Source organism: Paenibacillus baekrokdamisoli (genome assembly GCF_003945345.1).
GTDB classification, from domain to species: domain Bacteria; phylum Bacillota; class Bacilli; order Paenibacillales; family Paenibacillaceae; genus Paenibacillus_Z; species Paenibacillus_Z baekrokdamisoli.
Genome location: NZ_AP019308.1, coordinates 606,852 through 628,408 on the forward strand (window position 1 = coordinate 606,852; position 21,557 = coordinate 628,408).

General features: G+C 45.0%; 19 protein-coding genes and 2 tRNA genes. 12 read left to right on the plus strand and 9 right to left on the minus strand.

The window, feature by feature from the left end:
- Window positions 1-7: 7 nt before the first annotated feature.
- Entirely contained in the window at window positions 8-1,504 is a 1,497-nt protein-coding gene (locus EKN16_RS02530; RefSeq protein ID WP_125653559.1) for an alpha/beta hydrolase family protein, read from the minus strand.
- Window positions 1,505-1,769: 265 nt separating this feature from the next.
- On the opposite strand from EKN16_RS02530, the gene rph reads away from it, so the two are divergent.
- Together rph and rdgB are read left to right on the plus strand one after the other, a co-directional pair.
- The gene (rph, locus tag EKN16_RS02535) at window positions 1,770-2,516 is read left to right on the plus strand and encodes a ribonuclease PH (RefSeq protein WP_125653560.1); all 747 of its coding nucleotides are present in this window, start codon (window positions 1,770-1,772) and stop codon (window positions 2,514-2,516) included.
- Window positions 2,513-3,172 carry an RdgB/HAM1 family non-canonical purine NTP pyrophosphatase gene (gene rdgB, locus EKN16_RS02540; protein ID WP_125653561.1) on the plus strand — a complete coding sequence of 220 codons (660 nt, stop codon included), beginning with the start codon at window positions 2,513-2,515 and terminating at the stop codon, window positions 3,170-3,172. The genes rph and rdgB overlap by 4 nt, the downstream gene beginning before the upstream one ends.
- Before the next feature lie 172 nt (window positions 3,173-3,344).
- Here the strand turns inward: rdgB and EKN16_RS02545 are convergent, their stop codons facing one another.
- From EKN16_RS02545 to asnB, 3 genes are all read right to left on the minus strand, one after another.
- Window positions 3,345-4,157 (minus strand): AAC(3) family N-acetyltransferase, encoded by an 813-nt coding sequence (locus tag EKN16_RS02545; RefSeq protein WP_125653562.1) that lies wholly within the window; start codon window positions 4,155-4,157, stop codon window positions 3,345-3,347.
- Between the two features lie 264 nt (window positions 4,158-4,421).
- Complete coding sequence (locus EKN16_RS02550) at window positions 4,422-4,622, minus strand: cold-shock protein (RefSeq protein ID WP_125653563.1); 201 nt, start codon at window positions 4,620-4,622, stop codon at window positions 4,422-4,424.
- 298 nt (window positions 4,623-4,920) lie between these two features.
- The gene (asnB, locus tag EKN16_RS02555) at window positions 4,921-6,765 is read right to left on the minus strand and encodes an asparagine synthase (glutamine-hydrolyzing) (protein ID WP_125653564.1); all 1,845 of its coding nucleotides are present in this window, start codon (window positions 6,763-6,765) and stop codon (window positions 4,921-4,923) included.
- A 136-nt stretch (window positions 6,766-6,901) separates the two neighbouring features.
- Here asnB and EKN16_RS02560 point away from each other — a divergent pair, with 136 nt between their 5' ends.
- From EKN16_RS02560 to EKN16_RS02570, 4 genes are all read left to right on the plus strand, one after another.
- Window positions 6,902-7,273 (plus strand): hypothetical protein, encoded by a 372-nt coding sequence (locus tag EKN16_RS02560; RefSeq protein ID WP_125653565.1) that lies wholly within the window; start codon window positions 6,902-6,904, stop codon window positions 7,271-7,273.
- Window positions 7,270-7,632 (plus strand): hypothetical protein, encoded by a 363-nt coding sequence (locus EKN16_RS02565; protein WP_125653566.1) that lies wholly within the window; start codon window positions 7,270-7,272, stop codon window positions 7,630-7,632. Before EKN16_RS02560 ends, EKN16_RS02565 begins: the two co-directional genes overlap by 4 nt.
- A gap of 10 nt (window positions 7,633-7,642) precedes the next feature.
- Window positions 7,643-7,777 carry a hypothetical protein gene (locus EKN16_RS33405; RefSeq protein ID WP_260182340.1) on the plus strand — a complete coding sequence of 45 codons (135 nt, stop codon included), beginning with the start codon at window positions 7,643-7,645 and terminating at the stop codon, window positions 7,775-7,777.
- A gap of 128 nt (window positions 7,778-7,905) precedes the next feature.
- Window positions 7,906-9,234 carry a 5'-deoxyadenosine deaminase gene (locus EKN16_RS02570; protein WP_125653567.1) on the plus strand — a complete coding sequence of 443 codons (1,329 nt, stop codon included), beginning with the start codon at window positions 7,906-7,908 and terminating at the stop codon, window positions 9,232-9,234.
- A gap of 292 nt (window positions 9,235-9,526) precedes the next feature.
- On the opposite strand, the gene EKN16_RS02575 is transcribed toward EKN16_RS02570, so the two are convergent.
- The 4 genes from EKN16_RS02575 to EKN16_RS02585 form a co-directional block, all read right to left on the minus strand.
- Window positions 9,527-10,429: an SDR family oxidoreductase gene (locus tag EKN16_RS02575; protein ID WP_125653568.1), complete on the minus strand. Its 903-nt coding sequence runs from the start codon at window positions 10,427-10,429 to the stop codon at window positions 9,527-9,529.
- A gap of 70 nt (window positions 10,430-10,499) precedes the next feature.
- Window positions 10,500-10,664, minus strand: a complete 165-nt coding sequence (locus EKN16_RS32015; protein ID WP_164522648.1) for a hypothetical protein — start codon at window positions 10,662-10,664, stop codon at window positions 10,500-10,502.
- A 75-nt stretch (window positions 10,665-10,739) separates the two neighbouring features.
- Window positions 10,740-11,114, minus strand: a complete 375-nt coding sequence (locus EKN16_RS02580; RefSeq protein WP_125653569.1) for a hypothetical protein — start codon at window positions 11,112-11,114, stop codon at window positions 10,740-10,742.
- Between the two features lie 646 nt (window positions 11,115-11,760).
- Window positions 11,761-11,837, minus strand: a tRNA-Arg gene (locus EKN16_RS02585).
- A 169-nt stretch (window positions 11,838-12,006) separates the two neighbouring features.
- On the opposite strand from EKN16_RS02585, the gene EKN16_RS02590 reads away from it, so the two are divergent.
- Window positions 12,007-15,171, plus strand: coding sequence for an efflux RND transporter permease subunit (locus EKN16_RS02590; protein ID WP_125653570.1), 3,165 nt, complete (start codon window positions 12,007-12,009; stop codon window positions 15,169-15,171).
- An 18-nt stretch (window positions 15,172-15,189) separates the two neighbouring features.
- Window positions 15,190-16,080 (plus strand): TetR/AcrR family transcriptional regulator, encoded by an 891-nt coding sequence (locus EKN16_RS02595; RefSeq protein WP_125653571.1) that lies wholly within the window; start codon window positions 15,190-15,192, stop codon window positions 16,078-16,080.
- 756 nt (window positions 16,081-16,836) lie between these two features.
- Here EKN16_RS02595 and EKN16_RS02600 read toward each other — a convergent pair.
- Window positions 16,837-16,907: transfer RNA gene (locus tag EKN16_RS02600), tRNA-Gly, on the minus strand.
- Between the two features lie 195 nt (window positions 16,908-17,102).
- On the opposite strand from EKN16_RS02600, the gene EKN16_RS02605 reads away from it, so the two are divergent.
- The 4 genes from EKN16_RS02605 (at window position 17,103) to clpX (ending at window position 21,479) form a co-directional block, all read left to right on the plus strand.
- On the plus strand, window positions 17,103-17,987 hold the full coding sequence (locus EKN16_RS02605; RefSeq protein WP_125653572.1) for a hypothetical protein: 885 nt from the start codon (window positions 17,103-17,105) through the stop codon (window positions 17,985-17,987).
- Window positions 17,988-18,078: 91 nt separating this feature from the next.
- Window positions 18,079-19,380, plus strand: coding sequence for a trigger factor (gene tig, locus EKN16_RS02610; RefSeq protein ID WP_125653573.1), 1,302 nt, complete (start codon window positions 18,079-18,081; stop codon window positions 19,378-19,380).
- Window positions 19,381-19,613: 233 nt separating this feature from the next.
- The gene (gene clpP / locus EKN16_RS02615) at window positions 19,614-20,201 is read left to right on the plus strand and encodes an ATP-dependent Clp endopeptidase proteolytic subunit ClpP (protein ID WP_125665787.1); all 588 of its coding nucleotides are present in this window, start codon (window positions 19,614-19,616) and stop codon (window positions 20,199-20,201) included.
- A 21-nt stretch (window positions 20,202-20,222) separates the two neighbouring features.
- Window positions 20,223-21,479 (plus strand): ATP-dependent protease ATP-binding subunit ClpX, encoded by a 1,257-nt coding sequence (clpX, locus tag EKN16_RS02620; RefSeq protein ID WP_125653574.1) that lies wholly within the window; start codon window positions 20,223-20,225, stop codon window positions 21,477-21,479.
- Window positions 21,480-21,557: the final 78 nt, after the last annotated feature.

A 21,557-nucleotide genomic window follows, 5' to 3' on the forward strand; every position in this document is an offset into this window, starting at 1 on the left:
GCTTCCTTCATTTTATCTCTAATGCAGCTTCTGGGTAGGGAGATTTGGAATCATTTAGTAATGACGGATTCGTTTGCTTCAAGGTTTTCTCGAAAAAAGCCAACGTATAGTCGTTAATGATTCGATGCGCTAGTTTCGTATCAGTTCGATCCCCGAATATAAGAGGAATGAGAGGTGAATACAAAGGAATGTCTGAAAAGGTGTAATGTTCAACTCCTTTGATCCAAACCTGATAACCATGATTATTAAGAGCGTGCTTGGAGTTATTACTGAATAGGGTTAGAAAGTCTTGATTTTTCGCATATTCCTCACGTGTAGCACCAAGCTTTTTGAGGTCCGACTCTGACATTTCCTCGGCCGTAAGAAAGGATGGAGCCTTTTCACTTTCCGGAACATCAGCTGATATTTGCATGAAAGGTTTAGGTATACTGGTACTTGGCAAAGCAACTGTTCCGAACAGCGTGCCATCTAAATTAATGGCTGCTTTTACTCTGGAATCAAGGAATAGGGTTTGTGCTGCAGCTGCGCCGCCGAAGGAATGCCCTAACATTCCAACTCGCAGCATATCCAGCTTTCCTTTGAACATGGTTTCGGAAGAGGACAAGTTGATATTTTGCAAATAATCGAGAACCGATCCAGCGTCCTTCACCCACACTTTGTTCAGTATCTCATTCATGTCGATGAAGCCTTGAAATTTACTCAGATTTATTGGCTGATCGGAAAGTTTCCGACCATCAGGCAAGACAGTTAGAAGTGCATTATAAGTATGCTGAATGGCGACCACAATAAAGCCATGAGAGGCGAGTTCTTCCATTTGGTACGTATTCTGAAATCCATATAAGCTCAAGCCATGCGAGAATAGTAGGACAGGGTACGCGCTCTCCCTTGTAGAGATAGGTGCGTCTTTCGTTGAATAGGTTTTAACCATTTCTAGATTGCTCAGAAGTATGGCAGGTATCTGATAATCCTTCTCAACCTCTTTGAGGATTGCATGCGAATTGACTCCATAGTTGCCTGTTGTTGAGTGAGTCGGTTGACTGCTTGGATACCAGATCTGGATAAGCAATTCCCTATGATCATTAGGATCTGCCGTAAAAGTTTCCTCTCGTGAAGGATCTGTCACATAACGTATCGTAGTTCCAACTGTATAGCTGCCCGTTGGTTTATCAAAGCTGAATACAGGCAGCACAATAGGTAAAGCCGCCGAAAGTGTATATCCTAATAAACTAAGTATGACGAGGGGGATAACTACCCAGCTCTTCAGTGTACTAACTAGCTGTTGTGGCTTCTTTATCCATACGACGACCGATATCAGAAGAATCATGAAATAGATTAGAATCATCTGAGCGCGGAAGCCTTCCGTAATACCGTGTATGGCAGCTGCAACAATTGAAAGGAAACTTAGAATGCGGGCCATCTGTCTTGTTCTGTAGGTATATCTAAGATTTGCAAGGGTAAGCATCCCTCCTGCAAATGCGAGTAGTACCCATTCCATCATTCTCATCCTGCACAACCTTTCAAATTATGATGACATTTTCTGCTTCTCCCAACGAGCCATTTCAGTATACAATGCATCAAAAAATGGAAAAACCGACCAAAGTTGAGTGAAGGCTAGACTTTGGTCGGGATTTAAATTAATTCTGTGTAAAGCTCAAACTGGAATGGACAGCAGGGCGGCGGGTGCTTTTCACGCCTGTCTTTGGTAAACTAGGATAGTTGGAAAAGCAATCAAATAAGAAGCTGCAGCTGAATATGGAGGATTATTGAACATGAGAACAGACGGACGACAGTGGAACGAGCTACGCCCGGTCACGATAACGATGAACCCGAACAAATATGCGGAAGGCTCGGTATTGGTTGAATTCGGTGATACGAAGGTTCTTTGCACCGCATCAGTCGAGGAAAGAGTTCCTCCTTTTATGAAAGGCCAAGGTAAGGGCTGGATCAACGCTGAATATTCGATGCTGCCTCGTGCAACCCAAGTACGTAATCAACGCGAGTCGGCAAGAGGTAAGCTGACTGGACGCACAATGGAGATTCAGCGGCTAATCGGTCGCGCTCTGCGTTCAATCGTTGATTTGCAAGCTTTAGGTGAGCGGACCATTACACTGGATTGTGATGTTATTCAAGCGGATGGAGGGACACGAACAACCTCGATCACGGGTGCCTTTGTTGCACTTTCCCTTGCAGTCCATAAGCTGTCGAAGACGCATGAATTCGCGAAATACCCAATCACGGACTATCTGGCATCGGTCAGCGTTGGCGTTATCCAAGAGAGAACGCTGCTTGATCTGAATTATGATGAAGATTCCAAAGCGAAGGTTGATATGAATGTAGTTATGACTGGTTCAGGTAAATTTGTTGAAGTACAAGGAACTGGTGAGGAAGCGCCATTCTCAAGGCAGGAGCTAGATGGGCTTCTAGGCATTGCGGAGGAAGGTATCCATGCACTTATTGCTAAGCAGCGTGACGTACTTGGAGTCAAAGGAAGTCGAATCGGTGTTATAACGGTATGAAACGAGGAGATACTGTTGTCGTCGCAACGAAGAATGCCGGTAAGGTGAAGGAGTTCGCCCATGCCTTTGGCAAGCTCGGTTTGAACGTAGTGAGTATGTTCGACTACCCGGATTTGCCAGAAGTCGTAGAGGATGGACTAACCTTTGCAGAGAATGCCCGCAAGAAAGCCAGAGAGGTTGCAGAAGCGCTGGGAATGCCTGTTCTTGCAGATGATTCCGGACTGGAAGTGGAGGCGCTTGGCGGTGATCCTGGCGTATATTCCGCTAGATACGCTGGTCCAGGAGCAACTGATACGCTTAACAATGCAAAGCTGTTAATGGAACTGGAGCACTTAGCAAAGGACTCCTTCACTACTGATGGTAAGCAGAATCAATTGGAGGATGGGACGAAGCTGCTCAGCCCCGCTCGGTTTGTATGTACATTAGCTTTGTTCGATCCTGCAAGCGGTAAATTCATGGAGTCGATCGGCTTTGTTGATGGCCAGATTGCGAGTAAGCCTAGAGGGAGCGGTGGCTTCGGTTATGATCCATTATTCTGGCTTCCTACGCACGGCAAAGCAATGGCTGAGCTCACTATGGAAGAGAAACAAGCGATAAGTCACCGAGGAGCAGCACTTGCCTTGCTGCTTGGGAAACTAGAGAACCATTCCGAATAGATAGATGAAACGAATATGACCACGGGACCTTTGTAGAAAAGTTCCCCGTGGTCATGTTTTTGTTGTTTGAGCGATTACGATATTATATCGATTACGGTATTATATTGAAAATTTCTGATTTCCACCTCGCGATGTGATGGATGATTTCTTTGTTATTCCTTATGAATCTTCCTTATTGGCCCCACCGGTAGCTGTCCATCCAGTACTTAGCATAATCTACAAGTTCTCTTTGCGGCATTAAGCGAACCGTAGCGTCCCCAATTGTACCTATGCGTACGAGTCCACTTGCTTGTTCGAACGCTTGTCCAATCTCGATGAAATCCTCCGTATCAAATGAAATGTCGTCGAAGGACACCCATTCTCTCTGACCGTTAACCTTACAGGCTGTCTCTAGCTTGGTTTGCTTTTTATGTGGATAGTCTGATCTATACTCAGCCAAATGCAAGGAAGTGTTATTGTCATGATTGACGCCTATTAGAAGCACCCAGGCATTCCGATCATAGAGACGAGCGAGAGGGGACTGCTCCCCAAGACCATAGGGAAGGGAATGATCTCCCGTTATGAAGAGCGCTTCAGGTCCTCTAGCAGCAAAAGAAACCTGCGGATGATTGCTGCGATGGGTTCCATCTTGCTTACGAAAGCATTCCGCCACTGCGCCCATGCCCCAAGTAGGGGTCAGATCTCGGTCAAATGCAGGCATTTCCTTGCGGATTGTATCCCACCAGGCCTTTGGAACAGGTGGATTCTCCCAAAGTGTCGGATCTGACAAATCACTGGTATGCGTAGGCATGACGAGCGTTCCTTCTTCACCAATTGCTTCCTCAAGGGCATGAATAACAGCGGGTGGTCCGCCAACGATCCATCGGTTCAGCGATTTAAGTGAAGAGTGAACCAGTAGGGTCATCCCCTTAGCAACACCCAGACCTGTGAAATCTTCCGTTAGTGAGGAAACGGTAGCTGGCCAGGCAGATTCGTTAACCTTCATCTTCTGACATCCTTTCATACGACATTCTTTCGTAACGCCGCATTTGTGAAGCGGTGAGCTGCATGTAGTCTTAACGTTATAAGAAGTAATAGGGATGTTATCCATCATACCATCGTTCACATGATCTAAGAAACGGTTCCAATGATTAAATTTGAAACGAGGCGTCTTGATGGAAGAGGGAGGAGGCTGTGGTGTATGTTCCAATAAATAAACATAAAAAAAAGAGTTCCTAACGAATGTTAGGAACTCTTTGGAAACTGTAAACTACAGTTTTACAACGTTTTCTGCTTGTGGTCCACGGTTGCCTTGAACAACGTTGAATTCAACATGTTGTCCTTCGTCAAGGGATTTGAAGCCTTCGCCTTGAATTGCGGAGAAATGTACGAATACGTCATTTCCACCTTCAACTTCGATAAAACCGAAACCTTTTTCTGCGTTAAACCATTTAACTGTTCCTTGTGCCATTTTGAATGACCTCCAAAAGTTTATTTAATATGTTTATTTTTGATTTATAACAAAAAATCACACATTGAAAAAGGTATCATCTTTACAAATGCTAACCTTTTCAATAAGTGAATTTAAGGTCTAATTTGTTTATAAATGTATCCTACCACACTAAAATGAACAAAGCAAATGCCTTTTTATATTTTACGAAAATTTGTTTGCTTTAGGAGCGGAATGGTGTGTGCAATTGGCCGATTAGATAACCCCCGGAAGAGAGCGAGCAAATGGCTAACTCCGGGGGTTTGCCTATCAGACTCGATTACCGAATCGAAACGTTATACTCGCGAAGCCACATATCGACTTGCAATAAATAGGCAAAAAGTTGGGGACCCGACATAAGCTGACCAAACCAAGGGAGGTTCGAGCTGGCTGTCTCGGACTCCGCAATCTCACGTATTTTCCTCACATTGATAAGTGGAAGCAGCGGGGAGTTCCCTTCATTCAAGATATCAAGCAATCGTGTGCGGACGGCAGATAAATAATTGGGGTTATGTGTTTTCGGATATGGGCTTTTTTTGCGATACAGGACGTCATTAGGCAGGACACCCTCGAGTGATTGACGGAGAATCCCTTTTTCACGGTCGCCAGCCATTTTGATCTGCCATGGAATATTAAATACGTATTCAACCAAACGGTGATCACAATAAGGTACACGCACCTCAAGGCCAACTGCCATACTCATCCGATCTTTTCGATCGAGCAGCGTTGGCATGAACCGAGATATATTGAGGTAAGACATTTCCCTCATTCTTGATGCAGCAGCATCTTCGCCCTTCAACCTCGGAACCTCAGCGATCGCATCTGAATAGCGGTCACCCAGATATTCAAGAGGTCTGATCCAAGCGGCAACATCCTCAGATAACAACCCAGCACGCATACCTGCAGCGAGTGACCAAGGGAACGTGCCTGCATTTAATGCATCCTCCCGATGAAACCAAGGGTAACCTCCGAATATTTCATCCGCTGCTTCTCCCGATATGGCGACTGTTGCTTCCTTCTTTATTTCTTTGCAAAAGAGCAGCAGCGATGCGTCAACATCCGCCATGCCAGGTAAATCCCTTGCAATCATCGCATCGCGAAGGGCTTCCACTAGCTCGGGCGTATCAAACGCAATGGGGTGATGTTCAGTTTGCAGATGCTCTGTCATTCGCTTGATCCAAGGCGCATCAGCATTAGGTTGAAAGGCATGTGCTTTGAAATGTTTATCATTATCCACATAATCGACGGAGAAGGTATGGACATTGCCTTGACCTGATTCCATATAATAGCGAACGGCAAGCGCGGTTAAGGCGCTGGAATCTAATCCTCCAGACAATAAGGTGCAAAGAGGGACATCAGATACGAGTTGACGCTCAACTGTATCGCTGAGCAGTTCTCCCACTGTGCGAGCTGTAGCATCGACATCTTCCGTATGCGGTTTGCTCTCCAGTCTCCAATAAGTAGTGATGGATACCCCGGAACGGTTGACGATGGCGCAGTGACCAGGCAGCAGCTCGGAGAGATCACGATAAACGCCATGTCCCGGTGTACGTGCTGGACCCACGATGAAGATTTCTGCCAATCCTTCAGGCCCTACCTCTGGTTTGACGGCAGGATGAGCAAGTAATGCTTTGGGCTCGGAGCCGAAAATAAAGCGGCCCAGCTGTTTGGCATAGAATAGCGGTTTAACGCCTAGACGATCTCTTGCAAGGAACAGCTGCTGTTCCTTTGAATCCCAAAGAGCAAAAGCGAAGATTCCATTGAATTTCTCAACACAAGCGGGTCCCCATTCCATATAAGCAACTAACAATACCTCGGTGTCACAGGTTGTGATAAAGCGTCTTCCTCGTCCTTCAAGCTCGCGTTTCAGTTCTGGAGCGTTATAGAGCTCTCCGTTATATACGAGGACATAAGTATCATCTTCTGAGTTGCGTACCATCGGTTGAGCACCGTTTACCGGATCAATGACCGAAAGTCGTCGGTGTCCCAAAGCGCAATGTGGCGAAATCCAAGTACCCGAGGCATCCGGACCACGGTTGGCCAGCGTTCCAGTCATCTTTTCCAGCGTCGCGGATTGTTTTGTCAGGTCATCGGTCCAATCGATCCAGCCCGTGAATCCACACATGGTTCTCATTCCTCTCTTTGCAGTGCGTAAACAGCGATACTAAGATGGTTATGCGCTAATTAAGGATATAATGTCTGTCCGTAAGGGGATGCTAAGAGAAGGCGATAATTGATAAATAGAAGGGGAAGTTGTGGGTGTGAATAACAATACTGGTGTGAAAAACAATAATGATGAAGCATTTTACGCTAGAAAACGATATTATGTGTCCGTTCAAGCAGGTTCCATTCTGGAGAGTCCCACATTAGCGGCCTATGAGCTGGTCATTGAGGCAAATCAAGAGGAGAGGGACCAACTTGAAGAATGGTTTGGGGAGCTGTCATCAATGGATGAAGCGGAGGCGCTCCATTTTACCGAGCATCCCTTCGGGTCAGCCACGGTTGAAGAAATGAGCAGGGGCGTAGATGGCATACTAGAGGAGATTTATAAACAGCTGTACCGATTAGGCACTTCCGAAACGAAAAATCATATCGCGATGATGGGGTTATTTCCCGAAGGGAATTTGAAATGAAAGTGATTGAAGCCTATGTCAGGAGGGCTGTTGACCGTGATGGGATACACTGCTGTGAAGTTGAGGTTCATACGGACCAGCAGGAGTCACCGGAGCTGCTTGCTTTTTTTGGCACATCCTTAGATAACGATTATGATTTGGTGGCAATTGTCAGGAATGATGCTAGTACTGAGGTAGATTGGTATGACAATAGCATGCACAGCGCCTTCAGTGACATCAGTATGGAGCTGTTCGAGACAAGCACAATGAAGACGGACTGGGGAGAGAGGGAGTTCTTCAAGGAGCAAGTTCTTTCTTATTCTGGTATTAGAGAAGAGCTGAATCGGCTGTTGGATCACAGCTATTATGAAAGGGGGTGAAATCAACAATATGTCCCAATCCCAAAAAGACAAGAGCCTAAAGTATGCCAAGAATCCAAACTTTGCTGAGGATGTTGTGAAGAAGCGTGAGCAAAATGCACAGCAAATTATACCGGGTGTGAAAGGGAGAAATAAGACGTTCTAATTGTATTGAATTTGAATTCCGCCTCCTTTGCATCGTTCATGCTACGTTGGAAGCATAAAGACATTCGACATTCGAGAACTAAATGCTCGCAGTTTATCGTATGCATACGAGAATGAGGAGGCGGCTTCATGAGTACAACCTTATTACACAAAGCGACAATTGTTACAATGAATGAGCTGGATGAAATTCTGGTTGGCGATGTGCTGCTGATGGATGAGAAAATCGTATCCGTTGGTAAGGAAATTCCAGAGTACGAGGCAGAGACAACGGTTATCGAAGCAAAAGGAAAGCTGCTGCTGCCCGGATTCGTGCAGACGCATATTCATCTTTGCCAAACATTATTTCGTGGGCAAGCTGATGACATGGCTCTGATGGATTGGCTGCGCAAACGCGTGTGGCCTTTAGAAGCCGCACATGATGAGGATTCGGTCTATTATTCGGCTCTATTGGGTATTGGAGAGCTGCTGTGCAGCGGGACAACTACTATACTAGATATGGAGACGGTCAGCCATACGGATTCGGCCTTTCAAGCGATGGCGAGCAGCGGTATTCGGGCGATCTCAGGCAAGGTTATGATGGATGCCGGCGGTGATGTACCCTTGGGTCTCCAAGAGCAGACGCAGCATTCTGTTGAAGAGAGCACAAGGCTGTTAGAGAAGTGGAATGGTTATGATGGAGGACGACTTGGCTACGCCTATTGTCCACGATTCGTGGTCTCCTGCTCTGAGCAGCTTCTTACAGAGGTTAGAGATTTATCTGCACATTACAATGTGCTTGTACATACACATGCAGCTGAGAATCTAGAGGAGATTGAGCTTGTTCAGAGTCAACGAGGAATGCGGAATATCGTCTACCTCGATCATATCGGACTTACATCACCAAGGCTTGTTCTCGCTCATTGCATCTGGCTCGATGAACAGGAACGCGAGATTCTGAGGCGTACGGGTACGAAAATGACACATTGCCCCGGCTCGAACTTGAAGCTTGCTTCGGGGATTGCTATGGTGCCTGAGCTTATGGAGCAAGGAGTAGAAGTTGGCATTGGAGCCGATGGGGCGCCATGTAACAATACACTCGATATGTTCCAAGAGATGCGGTTAACTGCTCTGCTGCATAAAGTGCGCTGCGGTCCAGAATCCATGGATGCACGTAAGGTGCTTCGGATGGCAACGATTGGTGGAGCTCGCACACTTGGGCTCGATCACCTCATCGGCTCCATCGAGATTGGGAAGAAGGCGGATCTTGTGCTGCTTGATTTAAATGACTTCCACACCTTTCCTTCCTATGAAGCAGACCCGTATTCGAGAGTTGTTTATGCCGCCTCACGCAGTAATGTGGATTCGGTCTGGGTCGATGGGAAGCGGGTTGTTGAACGAGGCAAAGTTCGTACGGTAGATAAGAGGGTTGTACTAAAAGAGGCAGATCGCTCCATAGCGAGGCTGCTTAAACGGATTTAATCAGGTTCCTTTTTCTAGGCTAGGTAAGAAACAATTCATTATGCTGCATACATTATACAAAAAGCTAAGTGCCGCCAAATGCTCTTAGCTTTTTGCTTTTTGTGTTGTGTGAAGGGATTTATTTGCTAGCTATATAAGTTGAACTAGAGATATAACAAGTGAGTGCAGCAGATGGATGATTCTGGAGAAGCGTCAGCGTTCGCCTTTGAGACCGGAAGAACATTCCATCTGTGCAGCGGCTCATTGTTCGTTTCTTAAGTTCAACTTATATGGTTGAATATAGAGGACGCTCTTAGCCGTTGATAATTTCCCCGCCATTGATATGAAGAACCTGTCCATTCATATAAGAGGAATCCTCTGTGGCCAAGTAAACATAAGCTGGTGCCATCTCATCAGGCTGACCACATCGCTTCAGAGGTACATCAGAGCCAAATGTGGTCACCTGTGGCGCGTCGGAGGTCGAAGGGATCAATGGCGTCCACACCGGACCTGGTGCGACAGCATTCACGCGAATTCCCTTATCCGCGAGATTCATGGATAAAGATCGTGTGAAAGACACGACGGCGCCTTTCGTCGCAGAATAATCAAGTAGGTTCGGACTTCCGCGGTAGGCCGTTACGGAAGCTGTATTAATAATTGCAGCTCCTTTGTGCAGATGCGGCATTGCAGCTTGGGTCAAATAGAATATACCAAAGATATTCGTCTTGAAGGTTCGCTCCAGCTGTGCTGGCGTGATCTGCTCAATGGTTTTCTGAGGATGCTGCTCAGCTGCATTATTGACCAAGATATCCAGCTTACTAAGCTGCTTTACGGTTTGAACAACGGCCTTAAGGCAAAAGGCCGGATCGCCGACATCACCCGCAATCGTTATACATCGTCGGCCCTTTTCTTCCACGAGCCGCTTCGTTTCCTGCGCATCTTCATCCTCGTTCAAGTAGATGATGGCTACATCTGCGCCTTCCTTGGCATAGATAATCGAAATGGCGCGGCCTATACCGCTGTCTCCACCTGATATAAGAGCCACTTTTCCTTCTAGCTTGCCAGCAGGACGGTAAACAGGTGAATCCGATTGAGGTATGGGATTCATGACGGCCTGCAATCCAGGCTGTCGATCCTGATGCTGAGGCGGAAAAGACGTCGGCCTTACTGGTGGTAAGGGTTGATTGGATGATGGGGGCTGCTGTTGCTGTGTCATAAGTTATGCACTCCTTTTAGAGGAGTAGTATGTCTAGTGCAGATCACTTTTACACATGTACACATGGTTATTACTCTATCTTGCTAGGATTATTCGAATGGTTGAGAAGATTAGAATTGTAATAAGGATAGTCCATAGCTTGCTGTATTTGTTCAACCGTCTCTGCGTCGCTGAATAGCTCCACGACATATAAGCCAAGATCGAGCGCGGCGGAAACTCCACCGGCTGTAATCATATAACCGTCCTGGACAATTCGAGCGGATACGACTTGCTACAAGTAACTGTTATCCGTAAGAACGGTTAGTGTGATCTATTTACATACGGAACTTGGATTAGTATAAACGGTTGGATCTAGCTTCATTATTTCCTTCTCCAGTTGACAAAATTTATCCTTAATAAAGGATGATTTTTTACTATCTATTACCAATTTCCTGAGGTTTGTATAATCTTCCGCTAGGGAATTATTCGTGTTATTCCTCTTATTTATCTGGTATTTAAATTCATCAATGATATCCCTATTTTCCTCTTGTTCATATTCATCAATGACATTCCTGATACTATCATGCATTTGGATCAAAGCTTGACGATCATCCTCTTTTTTCTTCTCATAGAGATACAAACTAACTGGTACTCCGAATAAAATAATTAATGTAATAATCAAGGTGAGACGTTTTTTAGATTTCATTCTTGACTCCAGTTATATTCCTCATCGGCTGAGGTATTTGCTTTCACATAATCGACAATATTTTACTACAAAAGTCTCTTTCTCGATATATTAGAGCGCCCATTATAAAAACATACCGTATAGCGGGTCTTATGAGCACGGTTGAAGAGCAGTTATTGAAAAGAGAGCAACTATTAACTGAGCTACGATCTGGATCCTTTCACCGTCTTCGGAGACAAAGATTCCGCCTATTAAAGTAGCAAGTCTGTCAATCGAGCTGACAGCCTTGAAATAGGAATTATGGAATCTAGTTCCATGTATATTCATTTCAAGAAATTCAGGAAGTATTAATGGCTGTGTTGAGGAAACATTTTCTACACACGGAGGTAGAGAAAAAACGGGTTCATTTTAATCAAGACAGAATTCCCCATTTTCAACAATGAAATGCCCCAGCAGTGTTGTTTATTTATTGTAAACTTAGTGTATGTCGATTGCCGCTGCCTGAATTGGGTATTCAAGTAAAAAGTGTGTAGAAAAAAACTGAAACGTATCGTTTCCAATCGGATTCTGAATTCAATATTACAATGCAAAAAAACCTCGAATCCCAATGATATCAAGGGATTCGAGGTTTTTTGGTATGTATTAAAAGTAACGTGTTTGAATGTTATGGCGTCCCAGGAGGGATTCGAACCCCCGACCCACGCCTTAGAAGGGCGTTGCTCTATCCAGCTGAGCTACTGGGACAGCGTAAGGCATATTATATCATGATAATTTGAAAAATTGCAATACCTAAATATTGTGTCGTTTTTGTGACTGGAATTCCACTTCGTTGACTATCGAACATCGTTCAAATATGATGGAATTATTATTGAACAATTGGTCAAAAAGCTAGAAATAGACAAGGAGTGGGAGAATGAAAGGTATCATCGGTTTTTCGATTAACAACAAGTTTGCGATTTGGATCATGACGATCATTGTCACAATCGGCGGTCTTTATGCCGGGCTGAACATGAAGCAAGAGACCATTCCTAACATTGTTGTCCCAGTATTAACGGTTAACACCATTTATCCTGGTGCGACACCTGAGGAAGTGGCAAATAATCTTACGAAGCCTCTTGAGTCTCGAATCAAGAATTTGAATGGCGTTACTGCATTCACCTCAACCTCAATGGAGAATGTCTCGTCTATTGTTGTTGAATATGATTATAGCAAAGATATGAAGGAAGCGGAAAGTGAGCTAAAGGATGCCGCAAGCGCTTTGACTCCTCCAGAAGGTGCTCAAGCAACCAAAATATCCAAAATCAGCTTGAATGATTTTCCAGTTCTCTCCTTAAGCATTACTTCAAGCAAACAAACACCTGAAGAGGTTACAAAACTGGTTGAAGAAGAGATTAAGCCTTCTCTAGAAGGGATTGACGGAATCGGAACTGTCTCTATATCTGGACAACAGATGAAAGAAGTACAATTGTCCTTTAAGAAGGACAGGCTGCAAGCACTCGGCTTATCTGAAGATACGATCAAAGCGATTGTTCAGGCGTCGGCCATCAAAGCGCCTCTTGGCATTTTTGAAATGGAAAAGTCTGAGAAATCTATCGTGGTGGATGGTAATGTAAATACGTTGGAGCAGCTGCAAAATGTATCGATTCCAGTGATTCCATCCGCTGCTGGAGCACAAGGTGGACCGACGAAGGGTGCTGTACCATCAGGTATTGCGTCGTCACAGGCAGGCACTGCGCTGCAGAAAGCTCCCCAAGGTCAGGCTGGAGCACCGATAAGCATTCCGACTGTTAAGCTATCTGAGGTAGCAGATATTAAGCTTGTGTCAATTGCAGAGTCCATTTCCCGTACGAATGGCGAACCGTCCATTGGCATCAATGTAACCAAGGCCTCAGACGCCAATACAGTGGATGTCGTCAATGCGGTGAAGGATCAAGCGGCTCAAATTGAAAAAGATCATCCAGGCGTGAAAATGATTGTTCTGCTTGATCAAGGTAAGCCAATCGAGAAGTCGGTCAGCACGATGATTGATAAAGCTTTGTTCGGTGCATTATTCGCCGTCATTGTTATTCTGCTGTTCCTTCGCAATTTCCGTACCACAATTATCTCCATTATTTCGATTCCATTATCACTTGTAATCGCGCTTCTTGTATTGAAGCAAATGGATATTACCCTCAACATTATGACGCTTGGCGCGATGACGGTAGCTATAGGACGGGTTGTGGATGACTCCATTGTCGTCATCGAGAATAACTATCGACGGATGTCGCTTCGTTCCGAGAAATTAAAGGGAAAAGCACTTGTTATTGACGCAACGCGTGAAATGTTTATTCCGATTTTGTCCTCCACTCTCGTCACAATTGCAGTTTTCCTGCCGCTTGGCACCGTGAGTGGACCGATCGGCCAGATCTTTATGCCATTTGCCTTAACGATGGTTTTTGCTCTGCTGGCCTCGTTGTTAGTGGCGATAACCGTTGTCCCAATGATGACAAATCTGATGTTCCGCAAGGGATTGAAGGAATCGCAGAGGCATGAAGAGAAGCCAGGCGTAATTGCCATACGATACCGCAAGATTTTAAAATGGACGCTCAATCATAAGTTAATTACATTTATCTCGGCGATTGTTATACTAGCAGCCAGCTTTGCGCTTGTACCCAAGGTTGGCGTTAGCTTCCTTCCGGACGAGCCGAATAAATATGTCATGGTGACATACGCACCAGCACCGGGTCAACTGCTGGAGGATGTGGAGAAGACTTCACTTGAGGCTGAGAAGCTTATTATGAAACGTGCGCATGTAGCTAACCTACAGTATTCTATAGGTGGTCAAAGCAATTTTAGCGTAGGACCTAACAAGTCGGCGTTATTCTATATTCAATATGAATCCGACACGAAAGACTTCAACAAAGAGAAAGAACTTCTAGTTGAAGATTTAAAAAAAATCGCTCCTGCTGGTAAATGGGGACAGCTGGATTTTGGTGGAGGCGGCCTTGGCGGAAGCAAATTAAGCCTATCCGTTTATGGGGACAGCTTTGAACAAATCAAGCCGGTAGTTGCTCAAATTCAGGCTTTGGTTGAGAAAAACAAATCATTCGAAAAAGTGGATACGTCACTCTCGAAACAATATGAGCAATATACACTTGTCGCTAATCAAGAGAAGCTTAGCCAATATGGGTTAACAGCTGGTCAAATCGCAATGAAGCTTAGTCCAGTTCGTCAACGTCCTGTATTGACTAAGGTCGCTATGGATGGAAAAGAATACAGCGTTTATGTGGAAGTCGATACGAAGCAGTATACTTCTATTGCAGATATCGAGAATGAAACGATTACTTCTCCACTTGGTATTGCAGTACCCCTTAAAGATGTCGTTAAAGTGGAAAAAGGCACATCAGCTAATACAGTCACAAGTAAGAATGGCAAGCTGTATGTAGAAATCTCTGCTAACATCGTTGCCAAAGATGTAAACAAAGCTTCCTCTGACTTGAAGAAAGAGACAGACAAGCTGAAATTGCCGGCAAATATGTCACTTGATTATGGTGGCGTAACTGCGCAAATTAACGATACCTTCAAACAATTAGGTCTTGCTATCGCAGCTGCCATTGCTATTGTATACTTGCTGCTCGTCATTACGTTTGGTGGGGCACTAACGCCTTTCGCGATCTTGTTCTCCTTGCCATTCACAATTATCGGGGCGTTGATTGGTTTGTACGTTTCGGGAGAAACGATTAGCGCAGCGGCTATGATGGGGGCTCTGATGCTCATTGGTATCGTCGTTACGAATGCGATCGTTCTATTGGACCGTGTACTCCATATGGAGAAAGCGGGCATGTCGACACGCGAAGCGCTTATCGAGGCAGCAGGCACGAGACTGCGTCCAATTCTTATGACTGCACTAGCAACAATTGGAGCTTTATTGCCACTCGTTCTAGGTTTTGAAGGAGAAAGTGGCGGACTGATCTCTAAAGGACTAGGGGTTACCGTTATTGGCGGACTAGCAAGTTCAACGGTGCTTACTCTGTTAATTGTTCCAATTGTATACGAGTTTCTCGCTAAATTCCGCAGAAAAACCGCAGCCGAGGAATAAAGAAGGCGGTGACGTGTTGTGGAAGGGAAAAAGGATAAAATTATTGTAGCAGCTATCAAATGCTTTTCCGAAAAAGGCTACCGAGGGACGTCCATTCAAGATATCGCGGACTCCCTGGGGATCGCCAAAGGATCGATGTATTTCTACTTCAAATCGAAGGATGATTTGCTTCAATCGATTTGTAAGCATTACTTGGAAGCTATCGTTAAGCAGGCGCAAGCTGTTGCGGAGTCTTCCCTGTTACCTAAGGAGAAGCTGGCCAAACTCATTATTCTAAGCTATGAGCAGTATGAGCGGAATCAAGGCTTCATTTCCACACTGATACAGGAACGTTTTGATATTAAAGATGAACTGCATGAGTTAATCGTAAAAGTGAGAAGGGTATTGCTGCTTTCAAGCCGCTCTATCATTTGCGAGCAATATGGCTCTGAAGCGGAGCCTTATGCTTGTGATGCAGCTGTAATGTTCCACGCCTTTATCGATGGTTACCTCGGATTTGTCATTTTGGAGAAGAAGCAGTTTAATGTCGAGCGGCTTTCAGGTTTTATTTTGAAGCGCTTGGATGAGCTTATTTCGGGAATGATTGTGAAGAACTCTGATATTATCATGGGAATGGATATTTTGGAGCAGTGGAGCTCTGCCGCAGATGCAGGAAATGGTATGGGGAAAACAGGCATTCTTGCACAGATTGATACGATTCGTACCGAGGTAGAGGGCTCCATTAAGTTCACTGCCGATCAAAGGAATGAGATAACAGCGGCTTTACAGGTGATTGAGGTCGAACTTGAAAAGTCGGAGCCGCAGCCTGTTGTGATTAAAGGCATGCTCTCACTGCTCAAGAGTGTGAAGGTGGGCGAAATCAAGAAGCAGCTTGTTAAGCTTGAAGCTTATGTATTAGAGATAATTTAGCCCTTCATCGGGATAGATCAAAAAGGACGGCCTACTCTCGAGAAGAGAAGTGGGTCGTCCTTTTTGCGTTCATTTTATCTCATAACCAGTGGTTGACTATTTTGTAACGGGCCCGTTTCGAGCCTAAGCTGAGCGGACTGTGGAACCTCTATTCAGATCGAAACACGACTCCAAACAAGTTCAGCGGACATAGGTTCCGCTATCAACTAAAATGAAGCCTATTTCAGATGATTTGCTGGAGAATAGCGTCTTCTCTGTCCTTTAATCCCCCTACATGCAGCGATTGGACTGAAATAAGAGCTCTCCTGTCCGCTCAGTATCTGATTACCTTCGTCGTCAACCACTAGTTTTGGTTTTGAGCCAAAAAACACTACCCAATTGAGTTGGCTCTCAAATGGATAGTGTGTGGTTAGGCTTTATATTATGAAATTCAATTTATTAACTCAAATCCTGATTAAAGTGTTCCCGTTCGGGAACTTTTATAAGGTAGATTTCGACGCTCGTCCTACTTAGTTGATTCATGGAAGCTTATACGGACGGTCGAACCGCTGAGGGTTCTCATCCCTTCCGAAGAAGCAAATTCATAACGAAGCGGGTGAAGGGAATATTCGAAATCCTGATTAAAGTGTTCCCGTTCGGGAACTTTTATAAGGTAGATTTCGACGCTCGTCCTACTTAGATGATTCATGGAAGCTTATACGGACGGTCGAACCGCTGAGGGTTCTCATCCCTTCCGAAGAAGCAAATTCATAACGAAGCGGGTGAAGGGAATCGAACCCTCGCCTCAAGCTTGGGAAGCTGGCGTTCTGCCACTGAACTACACCCGCATGTAATAAATACAAGCAGTCCCAATAATAGCATAGGCACAAATGGAAATCAACAACAGGTAGTGTTATAATCGATCTCGAACCAGACATAGACAAGGTGACTCGTTTTGGTTCGACAGACAAGGCGGTGATTGTATTACAACTTCTATCCCTCCGCAGGACGATAGTAAAGAAAATGTTTATCTTTTTCCTAGTATGCTTGATCAATACCAGAACCAGCTGACCCGGATGCTAGAGGCTGAGCAGTATGGAGAAGCAAAGGAGCTTCTGCGGTTTTTATTGCAATGCCAAGGGGAAGAGAAGCGGCATTACGATGAGTGGGGCAACTTACTTACTTGGCTTGAAGTGGCTTTCCCCTTCGATGAGGCAGAAAATTCTGGTGAGGGTTCACATGAGCTTGAGGATGAAGAAATGGAAGCCTCATTCCGCAGAGAAGCACTTGTTCCTGAACAATACGATGAAACTTATGTACAACAGGTTCTATACATCATTCAGCATCATCCTGTTGCAGATCAGCAGATTCTCGCTCTCGAGCGTGCAACACATCTTAAATATCCAGGTGTGGACGAGACAATTGTGAGCTGGCTTACAACGAATGAACTGCATCCAGCCCTGCAGTTCAAGGCGCTCCAATGCTTGCGAAGACGTGGTCTTACAGGCCCTCTTCAATTGGAACGGCTTGGCGAACTCGTGGAATTGGATATCGAACAAACGCCTTTAGCAATGGATGATTTTCCACAGGTGGTTGCGAGAGTTGTAGAACGGGTAGAATTAGTAACAGAGGTTATCGATGTGACAATGCCGCATTTTGCCAAAGAGTTATGGAAGGACTGCCTTCAATGCTTGTATGGGACATCGGCCTATGATCGCATGCTCAAGGATGATGACGAAACGGTAGATTGCTTTGCAGCTGCTCTCCACCAAGTGCTTGAGCTTTCGCTTTATGGTAGAGTGAATGATGACGACGTAAGGGATACATATGGCATTACAGATACGCTGAGATTCCGTTATGAGCAAGCTTGTCGTTCCTTGAGACAGGTCGCCTTGCTTAGAGAAAATGGCAATGGAGACGAGTCTTGATATTCGAGCGGATGTTGATTATAATAGAATGGTTTATTACGCGTAAAACCTGACGCTCAAGCGTCATTTAATTTGGAGGGGAAAGCATAACATGACAGCAACTTGGGAAAAAATAGACAAGAACCTTGTCTCGATCGAAGTGGAAGTAGCAGCAGAGAAAGTTAACGAAGCGATAGACAAAGCATTTAAGAAAGTCGTAGCAAAAGTAAACGTACCTGGATTCCGTAAAGGGAAGGTACCACGGGGTATTTTTGAAGCTCGTTTTGGTATCGAAAGTCTGTACCAAGATGCAATTGATATTTTGCTTCCGGATGCTTATTCTGAAGCTCTTCAAGAAACGGGTATTCTTCCAGTTGACCGTCCTGATATCGATGTAGATCAATTTGGTAAAGGTCAATCCTTTAAATTCAAAGCTAAAGTAACAGTTAAACCTGAAGTACAGCTTGGTGATTATAAAGGTCTTGAAGTTCCAGCGGCTGATGCATCCGTTAGTGAAGAAGAAGTGGCTGCTGAGCTTGACCGTTTGCAACAGCGTCATGCTGAGCTTACGGTTATCGAAGAAGGCGCAGCTGAGAATGGTGATGTTACAGTCATCGATTTTGATGGCTACGTAGATGGCGAAGCATTCGAAGGCGGCAAAAGCGAGCGTCACTCCCTTGAGCTTGGTTCAGGCTCATTTATCCCAGGGTTCGAAGAGCAAGTAGTAGGTCTGCAAACAGGTGACTTTAAAGATATCGAAGTTACATTCCCTGAGAGCTACCACGCTGAGAACCTTGCTGGTAAACAAGCTATTTTCAAAGTGAAGCTGCATGAGATCAAACGCAAGAACCTTCCGGCTCTTGATGATGAATTTGCTAAAGACGTCAGCGAATTCGATACACTGGAAGAATTCAAGCAAGATCTCGTAAGCAAGCTGGCTGATCGCAAGCTGAAAGAAAGCGAAGCAGCACGCGAAACAGCTGTTGTGGAGAAAGCTTCAGAAGCAGCTGAGATCGACATCCCAGATGCAATGATCGATTCCGAAACAAACTTCATGCTTCGTGATTTCGAGAACCGTCTGAAACAGCAAGGAATGAACCTTGAACTGTACTTCCAGTTCTCCGGTCAAGACGAAGCAGCGCTTCGCAGCCAAATGCACGGTGATGCAGTGAAACGCGTTCGCAACAATCTTGTTTTGGAGCAAATCGCGAAGACAGAAGGCATTACAGCGGATGATTCCGATTTGAATGAAGAATTAGAGAATCTCTCCAAGCAATACGGACGTTCCGTTGAAGAGCTTCGTACGATCTTCGAAGGAAACGGCAACCTAGACAACATCAAGGAAGATCTTGTTCTACGTAAAACCATTAAATTCTTGCTTGAAAACAGCAAAGCAGAAACAGTAGTTGCATAAGAAAGACGTTGGTTGTTCATTAGGACAAACCCGTTCTATGATTCGATAAGGCACGTATCCACGTGCCTTATTTCAACCTTATCGTACCTTTCTATTAACAAATTGGGCTTCGTCCCGTACATATGTAATACCGAGTATCGTATAATGTAGTATTGAGAAAAATGACATTGCTTCCGGAACATGATAAAATAAGTACGGATCAAAAGTCGATGGAGAGAAAGAAGGTTGGTCGCATGAATCTGGTGCCTATGGTCGTTGAACAAACGAATCGGGGAGAGCGTTCTTACGATATTTACTCCCGTTTATTGAAGGATCGGATAATATTTCTAGGAAGTGCGATCGACGATGATGTTGCTAATGCCGTCATTGCACAGTTGCTTTTCTTGGCTGCTGACGACCCGGAGAAAGACATCAGTCTGTATATTAACTCACCAGGTGGTTCAGTAACCGCTGGTATGGGTATTTACGATACGATGCAGTTCATCAAGCCGGAAGTATCGACGATTTGTGTCGGTCTTGCTGCAAGTATGGGCGCTCTCTTACTTACTGCTGGTGCAAAAGGCAAGCGTCTTGCCCTCCCGAACAGTGAAGTAATGATTCATCAGCCGCTTGGCGGCGTTCGAGGCCAAGCTTCCGATATCAAGATTCACGCGGACTGGATTTTGAAAACGAAACAAAAGCTGAATCAAATTTTAGTTGATCGTACAGGACAGCCTTACGAGAAAATAGACCGTGATACAGATCGTGACAACTTTATGAGTGCTGAAGAGGCTCTTAATTATGGCCTTATTGATAAGGTCGTAACATCATCCAGCCAGTAAAAGAAATGAAAGGGTGATTTCATGTTTAAATTCAATGACGAGAAAGGCCAGCTGAAGTGTTCCTTCTGCGGCAAATCGCAAGATCAAGTGCGAAAGCTCGTTGCCGGCCCAGGCGTCTATATATGCGATGAATGTATCGAACTTTGTACGGAAATCGTTGAGGAGGAGCTCGGTCATGAAGAAGAGCTTGATCTGAAGGATATTCCTAAACCAAAGGATATTCGCAACATTCTCGATCAATATGTTATTGGTCAAGATCAAGCGAAAAAATCGCTCTCTGTAGCGGTATACAATCATTACAAACGTATCAATTCCCAGAATAAACTGGAAGATGTTGAGCTTCAAAAGAGTAACATCCTTCTTGTAGGACCGACAGGCTCTGGTAAAACGTTGCTCGCACAGACGATGGCCAAAATCCTGAACGTTCCGTTCGCGATTGCGGATGCAACTTCTTTGACTGAAGCTGGTTATGTCGGTGAAGATGTTGAGAACATTTTGCTTAAGCTGATTCAATCTGCTGACTATGATGTGGAGAAAGCCGAGCGCGGCATTATCTATATCGATGAAATCGATAAAGTAGCACGCAAATCGGAGAACCCATCTATCACGCGCGATGTCTCAGGCGAAGGCGTACAACAAGCGCTGCTTAAGATTTTAGAAGGAACGGTAGCTTCTGTTCCCCCACAAGGTGGACGGAAACATCCGCATCAAGAGTTTATCCAAATTGACACGACTAACATCTTGTTTATTTGCGGTGGTGCTTTTGATGGTCTTGAACAGCTCATTAAGAGACGTATCGGCAAGAAAGTCATTGGCTTCAATACAGCCGGCGACAGCGTGAAGGATCTGAAAGCAGGCGAATACCTGTCGATGGTTCTTCCGGAAGACTTGCTTAAATTCGGGCTAATCCCTGAGTTTGTTGGCCGGTTACCGGTCATCTCAACTCTTGAGCCGCTTGATGAGCCAGCTCTCGTTCGGATTCTTTCCGAGCCGAAGAACGCGCTTGTTAAGCAGTATCAGAAGCTGCTTGAGATGGATAACGTGAAGCTCGAGTTTGAAGCTGCAGCTTTGGATGCAATAGCCAAGGAAGCAATCAAACGTAATACGGGAGCGCGTGGACTACGGGCCATCATTGAAGGCCTGATGCTGGACGTGATGTACGAGGTTCCTTCTCGTGATGATGTCAGCACTTGTCTGATCACGGAGAAAGTCGTTATGGACAGAATTATGCCAGAACTGACGCCGAAGAAGGGCAAGAAAAAGGAAGAAAGCGCCTGATCCAATAGACACCGACAATATTTCCACCCTTGCCTCAAGCGGCGTATAATGCCGCCGCAAGCAAGGGTGGACTTTGAC